Source organism: Microbulbifer sp. Q7 (genome assembly GCF_001639145.1).
In the GTDB taxonomy this organism is placed as follows: domain Bacteria; phylum Pseudomonadota; class Gammaproteobacteria; order Pseudomonadales; family Cellvibrionaceae; genus Microbulbifer.
In genome coordinates, this window is the sequence record NZ_LROY01000001.1 from 1,315,911 (window position 1) to 1,333,965 (window position 18,055).

Consider the following 18,055-nt stretch of genomic DNA (forward strand, 5'->3'; position numbering starts at 1 on the left):
TGACGGAGATGTCGGGGTAGGCGGGTGGCTTGTGCGTGTGGGGCGATAGAGGTGCCCGTCGGTGGCTTTAAGCATCCTGCCCTGCAATTGGCCCGCTAGCGTAATGTAGCGGGCCACGGCGCCAGGAAAGAGGTCCTAACGCCCGAGTGCGACTCTAGTTGGCCAGGGCAAATTCTATCTTGCGCCGCTCCATATCCACAGCGACCACGCGTACTTTCACGGTGTCGCCAATGGCAAAGCTGGCGTTGCTGCGCTCGCCGACCAGGCGTTGGGTGGCCGGGTCAAAGTTGTAGTAGTCCTTTTTCAGCGCAGAGATATGCACCAGTCCTTCGACCTGGGTCTCGCTGATCTCAATGAACAGACCGAAGTGGGTGACGCTGCTCACGATGCCCTCAAAGGTATCGCCGATAAAGTCCTGCATATATTCGCATTTCAGCCACGCTTCGACGTCCCAGCTCGCTTTGTCCGCGCGGCGGGAAGCTGTCGAGCAGTGTGTCGCAAGGTTCTGCATCGCCGCCATGTCGTAGGGGTAACTTTTACCTGGAGCAAGCGGCTTGGCGTTTTCAAAACGCTGCACCGGTGCATCGCCTGCGCCGATCACAAATTTGAGTGCACGGCGGAGCGGGTTGCGCTGCTTTTGCTGGCGGATGACCGAGCGGATGGCGCGGTGTACCAGCAAGTCCGGGTAACGGCGAATCGGCGAGGTGAAGTGCGCGTAGGCGGAATACGCCAGACCGAAGTGACCCTGGTTATCCGGGCTGTACTCCGCTTGGCTGAGGGAGCGCAGCATCATGGTGCGAACGGTCTGCGCGTCGGGGCGCTCGCCCAGGCTGCGCAGCAACTGGTCGTAATGCGCCGGCGAGGGCTTGTTGCCACCGGCCAGTTTGAGTCCTTTGGTGTTCAGGAAAGCGCGCAACGCGGTGAGTTTTTTATCGCGCGGGCCATCGTGCACCCGGTACAGTGCCGGCATCTTCTGCTTTTTGAGGAAATCGGCCGTGGCCACATTGGCGCTCAGCATGAATTCTTCAATCATTTTGTGCGCATCGTTGCGCACCACCGGCACGATCCGCTCGATCTTGCGGTCGTCGGTAAATACGAACTGCACTTCGGGCTTTTCAAAATCCATCGCCCCGCGCTTGGTACGCGCTGTTTTCAGCACGGCATACAGACGGTGCAACGCCTGGATATGCGGCGCAGTCTCACCGAGGCGGTGCGCCGTCTCGCGGCCAACACGGGATTTGGGTGCGGTAATGAACGCATTGACCTGGTTGTAGGTCAGTCGGGCGTGGGAGTGAATCACACCTTCCGAAAAGGTGTAGCCGGTCATTTTGCCGGACTTGTTGATGGTCATTTCACACACCATCACCAGCCGGTCTACCTGCGGATTGAGTGAGCACAGGCCGTTCGACAGTGATTCTGGCAGCATCGGTACCACGCGGCCGGGAAAGTACACGGACGTGGCCCGCTTTTCCGCTTCCAGATCCAGCGCACTGGCGGGGGCGACATAGTGGGACACATCGGCGATGGCGACGAACAGGCGCCAGCCACCGGAAGCCACTTCTTCGCAGTACACGGCGTCGTCAAAGTCCTTGGCGTCTTCACCGTCGATGGTGACAAACGGCAGTTCACGCAAGTCGGCCCGGTGTAGCTTGTCCGCTTCGGGGACGGTGCTGCCCAGTCGCTTGGCGGCCTGCAACGCTTCCTTTGGCCAACTGTGCGGAATCTCGTGACTGCGGATAGCCACATCGATTTCCATGCCCGGGCCCATGGAGTCACCCAGCAACTCGGTGATACGTCCGAAGGCGTTATAGCGTCGGCTGGGGAATTCGGTGATCTTGACGAACACATACTGGCCCGGCTTTGCGCCCATCAACTGGTCCCGGTCGAGATCGATCTCGTGGGTAATACGGCTGTTCTCAGGCTTCAGGAAGTAGTGGTCTTCCTCAAACTGCAAACGACCCACCAGGTGGGTGGTATTGCGCTCGAGCACATTGACGATAACCCCGGTTTTGCGGCCGCGGCGGTCGGAACCGCTGACTCGGGCCTGCACAAGGTCGCCGTCGAATACGCTGAGCATTTCGTTATCGGACAAAAATAGGTCTTCGCTGGCGTCGTCACTTTTGAGAAAGCCGAAACCGTCCGGGTGGCCGATCACGCGGCCACTGACCAGATCTTCGGGTTTCAACAGGCTGTAGCCTTTGCCGTGATCGAAAAGAATTTGTCCGTCGCGCTCCATGGCGCGCAGGCGTCGGCGCAGGGCTTCTTTCTGCTCGTCGCCAGACAGGTGCAGGACTTTTGCCAGTTGCTCTCGGTCGAGCTTGGTGTTGTTTTTTTCGAGCAAGCTCATAATGAACTCACGCGCGGGAATAGGGTGGCTGTACTTCTCTGCGTCCTGCGGATTAAACGCAGCTATTGGGGATTTACTCATGATTTCCTCTTGGGAAAACCGCCAATAAGATTGCGCTTGGTAAAAACTGGAGTGATGTGTAAAGACAGATCAGGTGTTACTCGGCAAGATATGCAGGCGGAATGACTCAACAATGTTGAGCGGTATTGCAGTAGGGCACTCAAACTGAGATCAGTGCGAGTGCCCGTCTTTCAGGCTGCGTAACCCAGATGGGCTGCGCAACCGGAGCGGCACTTAAGGCCACTCAGCAGTGGACCAGTGTCTGGCCCATTGCCCGTGTGAGCGAATTCGCTCAGGCGCAAACGATATTTTCAGCTTGCGGGCCTTTCGGACCTTGAGTCACGGAGAACTCAACGGTCTGGCCTTCGGTCAGGGTTTTGAAGCCTGAGGTAGCGATGGCGCTGAAGTGTGCGAACACATCGGGGCCAGACTGCTGTTCGATAAAGCCAAAGCCTTTAGATTCGTTAAACCACTTAACAGTGCCGGTAGTTGTCTTAGACATGATAATTTCCTGTAAACAAGTAGGGGTGCCCCTTCATGAGGCATGAATAGCAAAAAAAAGACTGGAATTTAGATGCTACAGGACGAAGAAATACGACTACTACGAAACTGAGGATTTAAACAAGAGACTTACTTTTTAACTAAGGTCACTGTAGGCCTCCCCGGCAACTAAGTCAAAGCATTTCTCTACCGTCCGTCCTGTGCGGGAGGGAGCAGGGGATGGACACGGGATGCTGGGGCGGTTGGAGGATACGTAGGGTCAAGGGGTGGCATGGGTTGCAGAACTTGCAAGTCACCATCCGCTCAGTCACCGGGCTCAGCACCCCGGGCAGGCAGCAACGCGGGAACCGTCGACGCCTAGACGCCTCCGCCTATAGGGTTATTGGCTTCATAACAGACAATCGAGGAGTGCATGGAAAATGACACTGTCCAGACACACGAATCGTTACCAGAACCTCTCCGTAGCGCTGTTGACCAAACACGACAAAGGCGCGGTGATCAGCCCGCCACTGGCGAAACTTGGGCTGCACGTCGTAACCACCGATGCGTTCGATACCGACACGCTGGGCACCTTTAGCGGAGAAATACCGCGCGAACTCTCGCCACGGGAGTGCGCCGCGCACAAGGCGCGGCTGGCGTGCGAACTGACCGGTCTGGATTTCGGGCTTGGCAGCGAGGGCAGTTTTGGCGGCGGCCCAATGCCGGGGCTGGTGAATTGGGATGAAGAGCTTCTGGTGTTCTACGACGCAAAGCAGGACCTGGAAATTACCGCCCACGCCGCCGGCACGGTCGGCCTGGGACCTATCTCATCCAGTTCATGGCAGGAATTAAGCGACTGGGTGGGCCGGTTTCCGCCAGAGCAGGCATGGATACTGCGCCTGTCTGACCGGCTCTACAAAGGCCTCACCGGCAACGCATCGATGCAGAAAATACTGATCGAGCAGGGCCTGCTGACACAGGGAGCGATTCAAGGCGAAGTGCGCCTGGAGCCAGACCTGCGTGCCATGCACTGCCCGGAAAGGCGTGTTTACATCGCGCAGGCGGCAGCGCAGCTGTGCCAGCGGCTGCAGTCCCTGTGCCCAACATGCACCGCCCCCGACTTCTGGCAAACGTCTGTAGAGCGGGGCCTGCCCTGCGCCTGGTGCAGCGAGCCAACGGCGCTGGCAAAAACGCGCATCAAGCAATGCCGGCAGTGCGGCTTTACCGAGCGACAGCCAGTAGAGCAAGCCCAGGCAGACCCGGGCCAGTGCCAGCGGTGTAATCCGTAACACCGTCACCGCTGCCACGGTCAGGCCGGGCGCGCTCCGCCAATATTTTCGGAGGCTGAATTATTTATGAGTGTCGACACACTCTTTATTGGCTGGGATGTGGGTGGCTGGAACTGTGATAGCAATGCCAACAGTCGCGATGCGCTGGTGGTGCTGGATGGAAAGCGGAACCTGCTCGGCGAGCCCTGGCGCGGCAACCTGCGCACCGCAATCAATGAGGCCGGCAGTACGCGGGAATGGCTTCAGACACTGTTGCGTTACTGCGAAATCGAATGCAGCGACGACTTGCCGCCGGTGGTGATGGCCATTGATACACCGCTTGGCTTTTCGCGGCCATTCCTGAACCTGATCAGCGGCCAGGGCGCCGCTGGTGATATTGGTAAATCGGCGGATAACCCCTACCTGTTCCGCTACACGGAACACTTTCTATTCCAGCATGGCTTGAAACCCCTGTCGGCAGTCAAAGACATGATCGGCAGCCAGGCCACCAAGGGCATGCACGCACTCGCCCGCTTCGCTCCGGAAGCCGTTGAGACCGGTGTCTGGCGCAACGGTGTGGCACTTAGCGCGTTTGAAGCCTACCCCTCCGCCTGCAAGTCATCCCTAAGAGTGCGCGAGCTGCTGCAGAAATATCGCACCGTATCCGCAACTACCCAGCCCGAGGCCTGGGACATGGCTGGATTCGGGTCAGGTATTGACCACGAGGACAAGCGCGATGCCCTGTTGTGTGCGCTGGTTGCGTGGTTGTTCCACGCGCAACCGGATGCGCTTTGCTGGCCCGATGCCGGGGTGCCGCCGGGGGAGGGCTGGATATTTGTGCCGGAGGATGCGCTGGCGTAGCGGCGGCGGTGAATAGTTCGGCGTCTGGTCTGGCGTTTGGTTTGGCGATTCGAGCGGGCGTGCGCCAGGTCTACTGGCCGTAGGTTTACAGGCCAGCCAGTCACTGGATGTTGCTGCTGAAAAAAAATGGGGTGTCATTGCCTGGCGAAGGCGGGAACAGGGGAAGAGCCAAGCCCTGGTGAATTTTTTCTGGCGTCAAATTTCAAATCTGAACTTTTTTCTCATGCTATTCGACTAGAGTTTTAGCGCATTTGTATTTCTAACAAGGACAGGCCTCATGCATATTCGCGCACAGTTTCATTTGGTGTTCAAAGCCCTTGTCGTAGCGTGGCTGGGATTGATATCGGTGCCATTGCTCACCGCCCATGCCTTCGCCGAAGCGTATGACATTGTCATCATGAATGGTCGCGTTATGGATCCGGAGACGGGATACGACGCGGTGGCTAACGTAGGTATCAAGGACGGCGTTGTAACGTCTATTACCACCAAAAGTATCAAGGGCGCGAGGAATATCGATGCGACCGGTCATGTGGTTGCGCCGGGTTTTATCGACCTCCACTCCCATGGGCAGGATGACTTTGCATTTCGGCTGTACGCGCGCGATGGCGTGACCACACCAATGGATCTGGAGGTCGGTCAGTATCCCATCGATCAATTTTACAAATATTGGGAGGGCAAGGCCCTGTTAAATTACGGTGCCACCGTATCCCACGCATTTGCACGGCTGAAAGTTCTCGATGGTCAGAACCCGGGTGGGCGCGTCCTCTACGAGGGCTCTGTAACGCGCGCCATGGATGATGGGCAGCAGTGGAAAACAAAGCTGTATGACCCCAAGGATGAGCCGAAGATTCTCGCAGCCGTGGAAGAGGGGCTAAAACAGGGAGGCATTGGGATCGGCTTTCCCATCGGCTACTACACCGTTGTTGGCAGCCCAGAAATTATGGCCGTTACCGGCCTGGCAAAAAAGTACAATGTGCCAATCACGTCGCATGTCCGCTACCTGTCGCAGATTCCGCCGAGCGGATTCATGGGGATGACGGAAATGTTGACCATCGCGCGCGAAAACGACGTTCCCCTGTTGCTGCACCATATTCCCAGCCTCTGCCTCGGGTTAACCAAAGAATGCCTGGACCTGATTGATGCTGCACGCTCAAAGGGGCAGAAAGTAGTCGGTGAATTCTATCCCTACAAATACGCGGGTACTTACGTCGACGCCGACTACAACAAGCCTGGGTTTGAAGACCGCCTGGGCATCAAAGCCTCTGACTATAAGGTGACCGAAACCGGCAAGGCGCTGACCGACAAAGAATTTGACCGCCTACGCAAGGAAGCGCCCGACACGCAGTTATTGATGTACTCGATGAAAGACGAGTACATCAAAGAGGCACTAACCCGCCCCGGTGTCATCATTGGTTCAGACGCAATGCCGTATATCGTCGATGGCGGTTTGAATGGTGACTGGGATACGCAATTCGGCAAGGGGAATGGCCACGCCCGTGGTGCCGGTGCCCATGCAAGAATCTTGCGAATGGTGCGCGAGACCAAGGCCATCCCGTTGATGGAGGCAATCTCAAAGATGACCTATGGACCTGCCCAATTTCTGGAAGAACACGTGCCGCAAATGAAGAAACGCGGCCGCATTCAGGAGGGAGCTGTCGCAGACATCACGGTATTTGACCCCAATAGCGTGACGGACAATGCGGGCCCAGAAATCGGCAAAAACTCTCTGCCATCTACCGGTATCCCCTATGTCATCGTGAACGGGAAAGTTGTTGTCGATGATTCAAAAGTACAGCGCGTGGCAGCGGGTGTTGCGATCCGCAATAAAGGGCAATGATGTTAAGAAAGAGCCCTAGTATGTTGTAGGTCATCCACGTCAGGCACGCTTCAGTACGCCCCAGTTCTGTATGACAGCCTGCAGCGCGGTACTGGAATCTTGCTGGCCCGATGCTGGGGGGCGGTGGGGGAGGGCTGGATATTTGTGCCGGAGGATGCTCTGGCGCAGTGCCGGGAGTAAATCGCTTGGGAGAAGGCGCTGCTTCAAAAGCGTAACTTCCGGTCCGGAATCTGTTGGCCACTACACGATTGCGGGCACAGAACTCAGCCTGGAAGGGTAAAACGGATGAGCAATAGCTATTAATGTGTTAGAACGTCGTCAATACAATAAACAAACGACCTTGGGGGCAGGGCGATGCAGTTATCCGCGTGGCGTGATTCTGGGCAGTATCTCGATTACCGTGGGCATAAAATCTTCTACCGGGATGAAGGTCAGGGGCCAGCGCTGCTACTGATTCATGGTTTTCCAACCTCCAGCTGGGACTGGAAAAAGATTTGGCCAGCATTAACCGAACATTACCGGTGTATCACTCTCGACATGCTGGGTTTTGGCTACAGTAGCAAGCCACGGCAAGAATACCTGATTTTTGAACAGGCCGATATTTTTGAACACTTGCTGGATACGCTTGGTGTGGAGTCTGCGCACCTGATCGCCCATGATTATGGTGATACCGTCGCACAAGAACTGCTGTCGCGACAACTGGACGGAAAGCTCTCGTTTTCTATGCGGTCACTGCATCTTCTGAACGGCGGCTTGTTCCCGGAAACGCATCGGGCACTGTTGATACAAAAACTCATGCTCAGCCCTTGCGGTGGACTGCTCGCCCGATTTTTCAATCGGAAAAAGCTGGAGAAAAATTTCAGGAAGATTTTTGGGCCTGATACACCACCCTCGCAGCAAGAGATCGATGATTTCTGGAGGCTCATCACCCACAATCGTGGGAAGCTGGTCATGCATCGATTGATGGACTACATGAATCAGCGGCGCCAATATCGCGAACGCTGGGTATCGGCACTGCAGCAACCCTCTATTCCCATTCGTCTGACCGTGGGGTTGTCTGACCCGATTTCCGGCGCGCATATGGTAGAGCGATACCGGGAGCTCATTCCCAATCCTGATATCGTGGAACTCGAAGATATTGGCCACTATCCGAACGTGGAAGCGCCAGAAAGGATTGTTTCTTCGATAACGGAGTTTTTGCGTGCTCGGGTCGGCAAGGTGTCATGACCTCTAGAGTGAAGTCACTTTCTGATAGTTTTTCAGCCAAATATAGGGGGCGGAAAGCGATAGTTTAAAAGTTGCGTAGAACCGGTATATAGAGAGGGCAGCTTGTGGCTTTCTCAGCCGTTGGTATGCGCTGATTGAGCCTTCGCTAAGCGTTCCTCTCGCGACAGCTCGCCAAATTAAAAAGGCCCGTTACCTTGCGGTAACGGGCCTTTTTAATTTGGTGGGATGGGCGGAGTCGAAAAGTTGGCTGTATGCTACGTGATATATGGGTTTTGGTTGGTGGCTGAAGGGGAACCCCACAAATAACCCCACCAGTAGGGGTGGCTGCTAGGCTTTCGTCGTCTGGGGCGGCCCATCTGGACGTGTCTAAAATCTCACATGCCGGATCGATTTGCCTTCGATGAAATACGAGGAAATTTACACTTTCGGCCAAAATTGTCGTTTTTTTCTTTTTTCATTCATGGAGGACGCGATATCTCGGCTAAGGTATCCATGATTGACTGCCGTTTCCGGTTTTTTGGCAGTCTGTTAAATATGACATAAAGAAGACCTTTCCCATGCTTTTATCATCTTTCAGGCGGGCGTTTGACCGCCTCTCCCTCTTATTGTCTATAGCTGTTTTTGCTGGTGCCTCGGTGGTCTTGGCAGACGATACTGGGCAGGTGCCGCATGAGCGCTATCGCGTTCTTGAATGGAAGGACCTTGTGCCAGTTGGCTGGGAGGCACCGTTGGTATCCAAAGCATATGACCAGATTTCTACCACCGATATACTCAAAGGTGCTCTCGTACCGGACCTGGATGAGCAGCTCGTCGCGATACCTGGTTACATGAAACCAGTGGTCTTCGAAGGAAACGAAGTTTCCGAGTTTCTGCTGGTCCCCTACCTTCCCCATCAGGTAACCGGTCACACGCACCTGGACCCCAATCAGCTTATCTACGTGTACACCCTGAAACCGGTGCTCGTTGAGCAACCCTTTGCGCCTATCTGGGTGGTGGGTGCGATGTCTCTAAAGCCTGTTATGACCGATGAAGGTCCGGCCGGCTATCGAATCGTCCAGGCATTAACCACTGAATACAAATACTGATTTTTATGCTGTGGAGTATTGCCGGTATGGCAATGAGTTCAACGCATTTCTAAAGGAATAAAATTGTGATTCGCACCATAGGGACCGTTTTGATTACCAGCTCTCTGGCCGCTGCTGTGACGAGTATGGCGGAGCCTACACCCGTTCAGGAGCCTTCATCGCCAGATGAGATCCGCAAGGTTCTCAGTGGCGGTGTGCCCATGGGACGCTGGAAGGAGGGCTTACTGTTCGAAGGCATCAGCCCGCAGCCCTGGCTACCCAGTGCGGCTAACTGGTTCCCTGGTACGGAAGATGTGCAGCCTCAGGAGATGCGGATCACTTTCATGGGAACCTCACCCACAATTCGCCCGGGGCAGATGAATACATCGATTTTTGTCGAGTTAGGCAACGGCGACAACTTCATTTTTGATATCGGCGAAGGTTCCGTGTCCAACTATACGGCCGCACGGGTTGCCCTTAATCAGATGAATAATATTTTCATTACCCACCTGCACGTTGACCACTACGGTTCACTACCGTATGTGTGGATGTTCGGCACCTGGTCCGGCGGTTGGCACAAGCCAATTACAGTGCATGGCCCATCCGGCCGCACGCCTGAGTTCGGCACCAAAGCCATGGTGGAAGGGATGAAAAAGATGACCGCCTGGCACCGGGATGCCTTCAGTGTTTTTCCGGTCGGTGTGGGGTGGGATATTCAGGTAAACGAGTTCGACTTTAAAGACAGCGGCGGCATCGTATACGAAGATAATGGGGTCAAAGTGATCCACTGGCAGCGTTCTCACGCCAAGGACGGTGCTTCTGCCTACCGTCTCGACTGGCAGATCAGTGACGACGAATCCCTGTGCTTTGTCTGGACCGGCGACGGTCGTCCCAGCGAGCTGGATATAGAGTATGCCGCAGGCTGCGATGTCTACGTCACCGAGCTGCAACAGGAAGTAGTTGAGATTAACTCCGGGGTGCAGGGCGTGCCGCCGTTTCTGGCCCGCTACACAATCGATACCCACCACACGCCCGGATATGCGGCGGGATATGTCGCTAGCAAGGTCAAGCCACGCATGTTCATGACGACCCATATGACGTTCGACCCGTGGCTGAATGAGGAAACCGTGGCCGAGGTGCGGCATCACTGGAAAGGCCCTTACCACTTTGGTGCGCCGGACGGCATTGTCGTGAACGTAACCACGGACCAGATATGGGTCCGTGAGGGCATTCTGCCGGACTTTCCCAACCAGCGCGCACCGCAGCAAGACTTTACCAATGGCCAGTTGGTGGTGCCCTTGCCGCCAACGGATAGAACAAAGATTCAGAATTCTTTCGTGCGAGAAAAGGAGATCAACCCGGACCTGTACTACCCGAAAGGCTTCAAGCCTGAATTGCTCCAGACATGGCCTGCCGACAGCACGCTAGTGACTCCGGTTGATGCCTTACCTGCCAACCTTAAGGCCAGTATGGGGGCCCACTGGGAGCTTACTCAGAAAAATCGTAAGGCGCTGGAGGAACGAACCAGGGACTGAGTTCTGAGCATCGATTGTAGGGCAGCTTTTCGGCCCTTCTGGGGCAATAGGTTTTACCTCGGAACTGTTACTCATTTTACCCCCACCCCTTAAAATTGCGGGTGCGCATATTCATTTACCCGCATGGTGTACCCCAAAAGCCCCAGAGATTTAGCCCCCCTCCCCATAACTACTTCGCCTGTCGCCTGTGGAGGCAGTTTACGGGGTGGATTGGTTAAAAATTATTCTGGCACGCAGAATTCATATTCCGCGTAGCCGCGAACCCACAAAGGGTAGGGTGTCGGGGAAGTACCTTTTGCCTCGCCCTCTACCTCACTCCCTCACCCCCTAAGGGGGTGAGGTGAGGTGAGGAGTTAGAGTGGGTTTTTCTCAGTGGTTCACTTCTGCTCCTCACCTTGAAGTGAGGAGGCGAACTACGGCTCTTCGTTCGGCTCGCCATCCGCTAGCACCGTGTACAGGCAGCCTTCACGCTCCTCTAGCATTCCTTTGATAAGCAGGGACTGCAGGTCTCGTGAGTAGTTTTTCGTGTAGGCTCCCTGAGTTTTTATATCGTCCCGCACCACTGCGCGTGCTGTGGAATCGCCACACTGTTGTCGAGAGCGAACAGCTTGCCAGATAGATTGCTGGCGCGGTGTGATTGATGGCCTATCTACGTCCGTTACCGCGCTTGCCATAACGGCATTGCCTGAATCACTACATACCAGACTAGTAACAGGGTCGCCGTCGCTGTCATTGAAAAGGTGTCGCTCCTTTAAGGTGAACTGGGCGGCATGGTCGTCCTTGCCATCCTTCATTTTTTTGCACTTCGTTACCACTTGTGGGTCCGGCGTTTGAGCCCTCTCTATCAGGTACTCATAGTCACACGCAGCACGCAGCGCTGAAGCTCCCCGCGCTGTCTTGGAGTCGCCCTTGCCGGTATGGTGCACCAGCAATACGGTTGCCCCTGTCCGAGCCTTGAGACCGTCGCAGGCCCTGATTAAACGGCCCATGTCTGTATTGCTGTTCTCGTCGCCTGTCATACACCGTGCAGTGGTGTCGAATATGATGAGTCCGAAGTCCTTTCCTGCCTCACTGCGCTTCTGGTTGATAGCCGCTAGCAGGCCCTGTAGTTCGCTCTCGTCACCGTCCAGATATACCGGGTGGTCGAGACGGTACAGGTCAGGGATTCCGCTCCCATTATTGTATTCGTCGGCCAGGGCTTTGATACGCTGCCGCACCCCCAGCCCGCCTTCACCTGCGATATAAAGAACAGCGCCTTGCACAACCTTACAGTTGTTCCACTGGCGACCCAGAGCAACGTGAAGAGCCCAGTTCAGGACGAAAAAGCTCTTGAATGTCCCAGATGCGCCATAGACAACGCCGAAAGACTCTGCTGGTAGCCAGCCCTTCACCAGATAATTGATCTCCTGGTTGTAGCCTTCAAAGTGGTTGGCTAGGTCAAACCGGCCCCGCTTTGTCTCGCGAACGACCGTGGCCGCTTCCAGTGCCTCCTGAACCGCCTTAGGGCCGCGTAGGGCTGCTAGGTCGTTAAAGTCCGTACCTTCATCCCCCGACAGGTCAGGGGCCGCCAAAAGTGCGCCCACAGCCTCTGCCGCTTCTGTGCCCTTTGTTATGCCTGGGTTCCCGTCGGTGGCATGATCATTATCCGCTGCTACCACCATTTGAAGTTGCGGGTATTTCTTTTGCAGAGCCTCGGCCACGGGCTTTAAGTTGCCAGTGTTGAAGGCTACCGCTACAGCTTCCCCGGTGGCGTCGTGGATACTTGCCCCCGTGGCGTAGCCCTCGCAGATAAAAAGGCGGTTGCGAGGTTTGCCGATTAGATGAAAACAGCCCTGCATCTTGCCGCCTGTCCAAAACCTTTTCACGCCATCGGGATAAATCTGTTGCAGGCTCCAAAGATCGCCGGATATGTCCCGCATGGGCACCATCAGGCATTCCATCGCTTGGCGAAGGCCGTAGGGCTTCACCTCCTTGCGGGTCAGGTAGCCGGTGCCGGTAGCTTGTTCTGCACTGTCCCACGCTGCCTGACACTCTGTTCTAGCTTCCTTATGTCGTTCTGCCGTCGCCGCATCGCGTTTGAGCTTCATTTCGGCCGCCAGCTGTGTATGGGCCTTCCGCTCTGTTGGGGTCATCTCTAGGCGTTCTTTAGCGCACCAGTTTTGGGATATGCCGCGTTTCCAGCAGCCAAAGAAACCAGCGGCCACGCCGTCAAGGTGGAAAACATAAAAGCCGTTTTTCTGGCCCTGTCTGTCGCCATCGATATAGAAGCGATGTAATTCTCCGTCCGGTTCCAGATAGTCCGGGGGCGTGATCCCTACGTTTATCATGGCATCCCGGATGGCGCGTACCGGATCTGCTGGCATGGGAACTTCCGGTAACGTGCCAATTACAAAATCCTGATCGGGGGTCATATTCGACCTGTTCAAGGCCACCGGAGAGCCCGTCATCTTCTACCTCCTATGCGTCGATTGCCTTTTCCGCCTAGGCGATATACACCGCGACGTCCTGGGCGGCCGAAATTGTCTATGTAAAGCACCATGTGGCATTCAATCGCGACGCCCAGCTTCCTGAGCTGATGTATCACCACCGGCCCGCTGTAGCCGCCGGTTAGCAGGTCGATCTCCCTGCGGGTGTGTGGTCCGTCCAAAAGGGCATTCAATACTAGCCGCTGCGGTCGGGTAAGCATGCGGGGTTTCATGTTGGTATAATCAGTTGTCGTTCTGTTTCTAGGGCTGCCCTTCGGGGTAGTTCTGTTTTTTTTCATGGCCTTTTCCCTCAGCCTTGCGCTTCCGCTATCAGTTTCCGCTTTAATTCAAGTAGATATGCCCCTTCCCAGACTGTGGTCTGGGGACCTAACTTTATGCCGGGTTTTGCCTTGCCGGTTTTGGTCCAGAGCCACCAGGTGGAAAGGCCGATTGAATAAAAGCGGGCGCACGCGCGAGCGCGGTACATTGCAGCCGGATTGATAGAAGAAGATAGATTTTCAGGCATGTATCGATTCCTGTTTAGGTTGTACTGGATCGATACGTATTCTTCCCGCGATAGCTGGCGGGCGTAACGGAACTAAGCAGTTAAAAAGCGGGGGCTTAGTTCCGGGGGAGTGCAGGGGTTTACTCTCTGTGGAATATTTTTTCTTTATCGTGCGGTGAGCCAGTGATAGTTTTCCGCACGGTGTCTGCGTCCACTTCTATACAAAGTAAAACGCGCGCAAGCGCTGCTACCGTTTCATAGTGGGGGCTGCCCAAAAACTGAGTGAAGTATGTGCCCATCCGGCGGGCGAAGATTATGTAGTCCCGTCCGAGTCCAGTATTGCGTTCCACCAAGGTAAGCTCGTGCAGCTTATCTGTGGATACCTTCTCGCTGAGACGCTCCAGAATGTCAGCTACGTACGGAGGGTTTCCGGGCAAAAACAGGCTTGGTTTTTCCCTACCTTCGATGTCCGATTCACGGTAACCGGACGTAAAACTTGTAAAAGGGTGCCGCTTAATCGCCCCCTCAAACTCAGTGGGCTGAATGAATTTCCAGACGGGGTGATCAAGCTCGTAGTCACGCAGGCTAGCTGCCAGCTCGCGTACTTGATTGATGATACTTGCGTGCTTGTCCTGGCGTTGCTTGGGTGTAAGCGTGTCCCAAGGGCTGCGGCGGTAGCGAGCGAATAGAAGGTGGCACAGGAAGTGCCACTCCCAGCCTTTCCAATCATGCTCTTCAAACGTTTTCTCAAGGCGGGACCATACAGACTCCATTTCCGGAGTTGTGCACAGGCTTGTAATCGTGGGCACCAGTTGCTGTTTGGTGTAGCCATATTCGGCAAGAAGGCCGTAGCCGCCACCATAAGGGCCATTCTTCCCGACTTCGCCATCCTCCCCGGTGAGGATACGATCGTAATGGGTGGCAAAGGCCGGTGGCACCCATTTGGGCAATTTTTCCGATGGTTTCATGTTTGCTCTTTTCGCCTTCAGGTGCCGAACTGCGCAGTAATCACGTTACCGGCGCTTGTCTGTTTGCGAAGGTTGTCGAGGTGGTCGGCCCACTTTTGCATCATTTCGGCGCGTTGTGGCAGGTGCTTTGTGCGATTGTAGGCGCGTCCCAAGGTGTCCTTCACCCCGTGGGCCAGTTGGTGCTCAATGTAGTCGATGCGGAAGCCCAGAACCTCGTCCAAAAGGGTTCTGGCCATTGCCCGGAAGCCGTGCGCGGTCATGGTTTCGTTGTCATAGCCCAGCGAGCGTAGTGCCGTTCTAACGCCATTGTCTGACAGGGGGCGGCTTTGGCCCCGGGCGGAAGGGAACACGTATTGGCCGCGCCCGGTCAGTGGCTCCAACTCCCGCAGCAGGAGAAGGGATTGTTCCGCCAGCGGGATGATGTGCGGTTCGCTCGTCTTCATCTTTTCCGCCGGTATTTCTATCTGCTTGGCCTCCCAGTTAACCTCTGCCCATTCCAGCTTTCGCAGTTCCCCTGGGCGGCAGAACAGCAGTGGTGACAGTTTGAGGGCCGTTTTCACCACGGGGGTCCCTTGATATCCCTCGATGGCTACCATCAGCTTGCCGACCTCTACCGGGTCTGTAATCGCGGCCAGATGTTTCTTCTTTGTGGGCTTGAGGGCGCCAGTTAGGTCTGTGGTGGGGTCGCGGTCGGCTTTCCCGGTGGCAACTGCGAAGCGGAAGACCTGGCTAGCAACCCGCTTAACCCTATGGGCGGTCTCAATGGTTCCTCTGCTCTCAATGCGCCGCAGGCAGCGTAAGACCTCTGGTGGGGTGATTTCAGAAACCGGGCGCCGGCCCAGGTATGGCAGTAGGTCTCGGTTCAGTGCCATCTTTGCGCGGTCTGTGGAGGTCTTTGAAAGATGGGTCATTTTCGAGGCGAACCACTCTTCACTCACTGCTGAAAAGCTGTTTCGGTTTGCCTCAGTGGCAGCTTCCTTTCGGGCACGCTTGACGTCCCTCGGGTCGAGGCCTTGGGCGACATGCTCTCTTGCTTCGTCGCGGGCTTGGCGTGCATGTTTCAGGCTTACCTCTGGGTAGATGCCCAATGCCAAATCGCTGCGCTTATCGTGCAGGCGAAAGCGGAAGACCCAGCGTTTAGTACCGTTGGGTTTCACTTCCAGGTAGAGCCCCTTTTCATCAGCTTCCAGGTACTTCTTCTCGCGGGGCTTGAGGGCTTTTGCCTTGGTGTCGGACAGGGCCAAGGGTTCAACTCCATATTGGTAATTTGGGGGTGGTCCGCTCGATCCCACATGAATCGGGGCTTTCCGGTGGTTTGGTGGGGTCAAGGCGACGGGATTCCAGAATCCCACCATTAACCCCACCCAAAACGGCTAGATTTGGTGGGGTTGCGTTAGACTAACTGAGACAGTCCAGATAAGCAAAAGCCCCGAAAACACTGGGCTTTCGAGGCTTTTTGAGGTCGTCTTAGACGATTGTTTGGTGGAGATGGCGGGAGTCGAACCCGCGTCCGTCAGCACTCTGCCAGAGGCTCTACATGCTTAGATCCGCCTATTGATTTAGCTCTTTACAGCCCAGCGGGCAGGACGTTAAGAGCGAGCCTGAATAAGTTTTAGGCCATCCACGTCAGGCACGCTTCAGGACGATCCAGTTCTGTATGACAGCCTGCAGCGCGGTACTGGAACCTTACTGTAGGCCGCTAAGGGGCGAACCCTTAGTTAGTGCTTTCCAAGCTGCTTACGCAGCGAGTTGGGCACCGTAGTTGTCGTCGTTGGCAACTAATAAAATGCAGCTTTGGATTTACGTGATTCGCTACCCTCACGGCATGCACCCATGGTTTCGCAACCAACGTCGAATCCAAGTCATCCCCGGTTCGACCCAACGTGCAGTGTGTGCAGGCTGGTCAGTTCGAAACGCATTTGCGTGTTGCGCAGTATACCTGAAGGTCTCTGGCCACCATAGGGTGGCGGCACAATTTTGTGACCGTTCAGTGCCCTTCCGGCTACGTGCGCTCAAACAGGGCGATGGACTCCACATGGGTGGTGTGGGGGAACATGTCCATCACCCCTGCCTTAGTTAGACGGTAGCCGCGCTGCAGAAGTTCCGCGGTATCGCGCGCGAGGGTGGCGGGGTTGCAGGAGACGTAGACGATGCGTTTGGCACCAAAGTGCGCGATGTTGCGCACCACTTCGAGGGCGCCGGTGCGCGGTGGGTCCAGTAGGATCTTGTCGAAGCCGCCGCGGGCCCAGGGGCTGGTGGAGAAGTCTTCGGTGAGGTCGGCGGCCTGGAATTGCACGTTGCCGAGCTGGTTGTGCTCAGCATTCTCGCGGCCCCGGCGGGTGAGCGCGAGGGCGCCTTCGACGCCAACCACTTCGGCGGCGCGTTTGGCCAGTGGCAGGGTGAAGTTGCCAAGGCCGCAGAACAGGTCCAGCACCCGCTCGCCGGGCTGCGGGTCCAGCAGTTCGATGGCGCGGTGCACCATCTGCCGGTTGATGGCGAAGTTCACCTGCACAAAGTCCTGCGGGTGGAAGTGCAGGGTGAGGTCGAATTCCGGCAGTTTGTAGCTGAGCCGTTCGTCGCCGTCTTCCGGCCATACTTTGCGCTGGGTGTCGTCAGCCTGCAGGTACAGGTGCCACCCCAGTGGCTGTACGAAGTCGAGCCAGCGTTGGCGGTCTTCGTCCGGCAGGGGCTTGAGGTGGCGCACCACCAGTGCGATGGCGTCTTCACCTGCGGCGACCTCGATATGGGAGATCTGCCGGCCCTCCTGGCAGCGCTCGATAAGCTGGCGCAGCTGCGGCAACTGGCTGGAGAAGGACTCCGGCATCACCAGGCATTCGCGGATGTCGGTGAGGTTGTTGGAGCGCTTTTCGCGGAAGCCCAGCACCAGGCGCGGTTTGCTGGCGGCTCCTTTTTTGTGCGGCGGTTTCACATAGCGGACGCCGAGGCGGGCCTTGCGGCGGTAACCGGCAATGTCGGCAGTGAGAGGCGGCAGCACCTGCTCCGGGCTGGCGCTGGCAAAGCGCTGCAGCTGGTCCAGCAGGATCTGCTGTTTCGCGGCGATCTGTGCCGTGGGCTGCATATGCTGGAGGGCGCAGCCGCCGCAGGTTTCGGCATGGGGGCAGGGTGGTGACTGGCGATCAGCAGACGGGCTGAGGATGTCCGTGGCCACCGCTTCATCGAATTTTGCGCGGCTGGCGGTGTAGCGTATGCGCACTTTCTCCCCGGGCAGGGCGTTGTCCACAAACAGGGTCTTGCCCTGGTGCCGGGCGATACCGCGTACCTCGTGACTGAAGCGCTCGATATCGACCTCGGGAGTGCCTTGGGCGGGTTGTTGCTGCCCGGGCCGGCCGGATGCACGGTTGCCGGAGCGATTGCGAAAGATCGAGGGCGGTTTTCTGGCAGGCATAGATTAGTGTCGGGGCAGCTCGGGTGGGGGGG

13 protein-coding genes and 1 other RNA gene are annotated in these 18,055 nt (G+C 56.3%); 6 read left to right on the forward strand and 8 right to left on the reverse strand.

Annotated elements, in window-relative coordinates; all coding sequences use genetic code 11:
• Positions 1-154 precede the first annotated feature (154 nt).
• Positions 155-2,428, reverse strand: a complete 2,274-nt coding sequence (rnr, locus tag AU182_RS05355) for a ribonuclease R (protein ID WP_066961680.1) — start codon at positions 2,426-2,428, stop codon at positions 155-157.
• 271 nt (positions 2,429-2,699) lie between these two features.
• The gene (locus AU182_RS05360) at positions 2,700-2,909 is read right to left on the reverse strand and encodes a cold-shock protein (protein ID WP_066961684.1); all 210 of its coding nucleotides are present in this window, start codon (positions 2,907-2,909) and stop codon (positions 2,700-2,702) included.
• A 418-nt stretch (positions 2,910-3,327) separates the two neighbouring features.
• On the opposite strand from AU182_RS05360, the gene AU182_RS05365 reads away from it, so the two are divergent.
• From AU182_RS05365 to gntH, 6 genes are all read left to right on the forward strand, one after another.
• On the forward strand, positions 3,328-4,176 hold the full coding sequence (locus tag AU182_RS05365) for a DUF6671 family protein (protein ID WP_066961687.1): 849 nt from the start codon (positions 3,328-3,330) through the stop codon (positions 4,174-4,176).
• 66 nt (positions 4,177-4,242) lie between these two features.
• A complete protein-coding gene (locus tag AU182_RS05370; protein WP_066961690.1) occupies positions 4,243-5,016 on the forward strand; it encodes a DUF429 domain-containing protein in 774 nt (257 codons plus the stop codon).
• A 277-nt stretch (positions 5,017-5,293) separates the two neighbouring features.
• Complete coding sequence (locus AU182_RS05375; RefSeq protein ID WP_066961693.1) at positions 5,294-6,853, forward strand: amidohydrolase family protein; 1,560 nt, start codon at positions 5,294-5,296, stop codon at positions 6,851-6,853.
• Positions 6,854-7,207: 354 nt separating this feature from the next.
• Positions 7,208-8,080: an alpha/beta fold hydrolase gene (locus AU182_RS05380; protein ID WP_066961696.1), complete on the forward strand. Its 873-nt coding sequence runs from the start codon at positions 7,208-7,210 to the stop codon at positions 8,078-8,080.
• Positions 8,081-8,637: 557 nt separating this feature from the next.
• Positions 8,638-9,165, forward strand: coding sequence for a DUF3299 domain-containing protein (locus tag AU182_RS05385; protein WP_066961699.1), 528 nt, complete (start codon positions 8,638-8,640; stop codon positions 9,163-9,165).
• 65 nt (positions 9,166-9,230) lie between these two features.
• Positions 9,231-10,679, forward strand: coding sequence for a guanitoxin biosynthesis MBL fold metallo-hydrolase GntH (gene gntH / locus AU182_RS05390; RefSeq protein ID WP_227718130.1), 1,449 nt, complete (start codon positions 9,231-9,233; stop codon positions 10,677-10,679).
• Between the two features lie 413 nt (positions 10,680-11,092).
• Here the strand turns inward: gntH and AU182_RS05395 are convergent, their stop codons facing one another.
• From AU182_RS05395 to rlmD, 6 genes are all read right to left on the reverse strand, one after another.
• Complete coding sequence (locus tag AU182_RS05395; RefSeq protein WP_153039118.1) at positions 11,093-13,090, reverse strand: AAA family ATPase; 1,998 nt, start codon at positions 13,088-13,090, stop codon at positions 11,093-11,095.
• 364 nt (positions 13,091-13,454) lie between these two features.
• Positions 13,455-13,670, reverse strand: coding sequence for a hypothetical protein (locus AU182_RS05400; protein WP_066961707.1), 216 nt, complete (start codon positions 13,668-13,670; stop codon positions 13,455-13,457).
• Between the two features lie 119 nt (positions 13,671-13,789).
• Positions 13,790-14,617: a hypothetical protein gene (locus AU182_RS05405; protein WP_066961710.1), complete on the reverse strand. Its 828-nt coding sequence runs from the start codon at positions 14,615-14,617 to the stop codon at positions 13,790-13,792.
• Between the two features lie 17 nt (positions 14,618-14,634).
• Positions 14,635-15,861, reverse strand: a complete 1,227-nt coding sequence (locus AU182_RS05410; protein WP_066961713.1) for an integrase arm-type DNA-binding domain-containing protein — start codon at positions 15,859-15,861, stop codon at positions 14,635-14,637.
• 236 nt (positions 15,862-16,097) lie between these two features.
• Positions 16,098-16,487: a transfer-messenger RNA gene (gene ssrA / locus AU182_RS05415) on the reverse strand.
• Between the two features lie 132 nt (positions 16,488-16,619).
• On the reverse strand, positions 16,620-18,023 hold the full coding sequence (rlmD, locus tag AU182_RS05420; RefSeq protein WP_082859227.1) for a 23S rRNA (uracil(1939)-C(5))-methyltransferase RlmD: 1,404 nt from the start codon (positions 18,021-18,023) through the stop codon (positions 16,620-16,622).
• Between the last annotated feature and the right edge of the window lie 32 nt (positions 18,024-18,055).

Bases quoted from the DNA above. Each gene is read 5' to 3' on its own strand.
- rlmD (WP_082859227.1), bottom strand. From the start codon at position 18,023: ATGCCTGCCAGAAAACCGCCCTCGATCTTTCGCAATCGCTCCGGCAAC.
- AU182_RS05385 (WP_066961699.1), top strand. From the start codon at position 8,638: ATGCTTTTATCATCTTTCAGGCGGGCGTTTGACCGCCTCTCCCTCTTA.
- AU182_RS05380 (WP_066961696.1), top strand. From the start codon at position 7,208: ATGCAGTTATCCGCGTGGCGTGATTCTGGGCAGTATCTCGATTACCGT.
- rnr (WP_066961680.1), bottom strand. From the start codon at position 2,428: ATGAGTAAATCCCCAATAGCTGCGTTTAATCCGCAGGACGCAGAGAAG.
- AU182_RS05395 (WP_153039118.1), bottom strand. From the start codon at position 13,090: ATGACCCCCGATCAGGATTTTGTAATTGGCACGTTACCGGAAGTTCCC.
- AU182_RS05370 (WP_066961690.1), top strand. From the start codon at position 4,243: ATGAGTGTCGACACACTCTTTATTGGCTGGGATGTGGGTGGCTGGAAC.
- AU182_RS05400 (WP_066961707.1), bottom strand. From the start codon at position 13,670: ATGCCTGAAAATCTATCTTCTTCTATCAATCCGGCTGCAATGTACCGC.
- AU182_RS05360 (WP_066961684.1), bottom strand. From the start codon at position 2,909: ATGTCTAAGACAACTACCGGCACTGTTAAGTGGTTTAACGAATCTAAA.
- AU182_RS05405 (WP_066961710.1), bottom strand. From the start codon at position 14,617: ATGAAACCATCGGAAAAATTGCCCAAATGGGTGCCACCGGCCTTTGCC.
- AU182_RS05365 (WP_066961687.1), top strand. From the start codon at position 3,328: ATGACACTGTCCAGACACACGAATCGTTACCAGAACCTCTCCGTAGCG.
- AU182_RS05375 (WP_066961693.1), top strand. From the start codon at position 5,294: ATGCATATTCGCGCACAGTTTCATTTGGTGTTCAAAGCCCTTGTCGTA.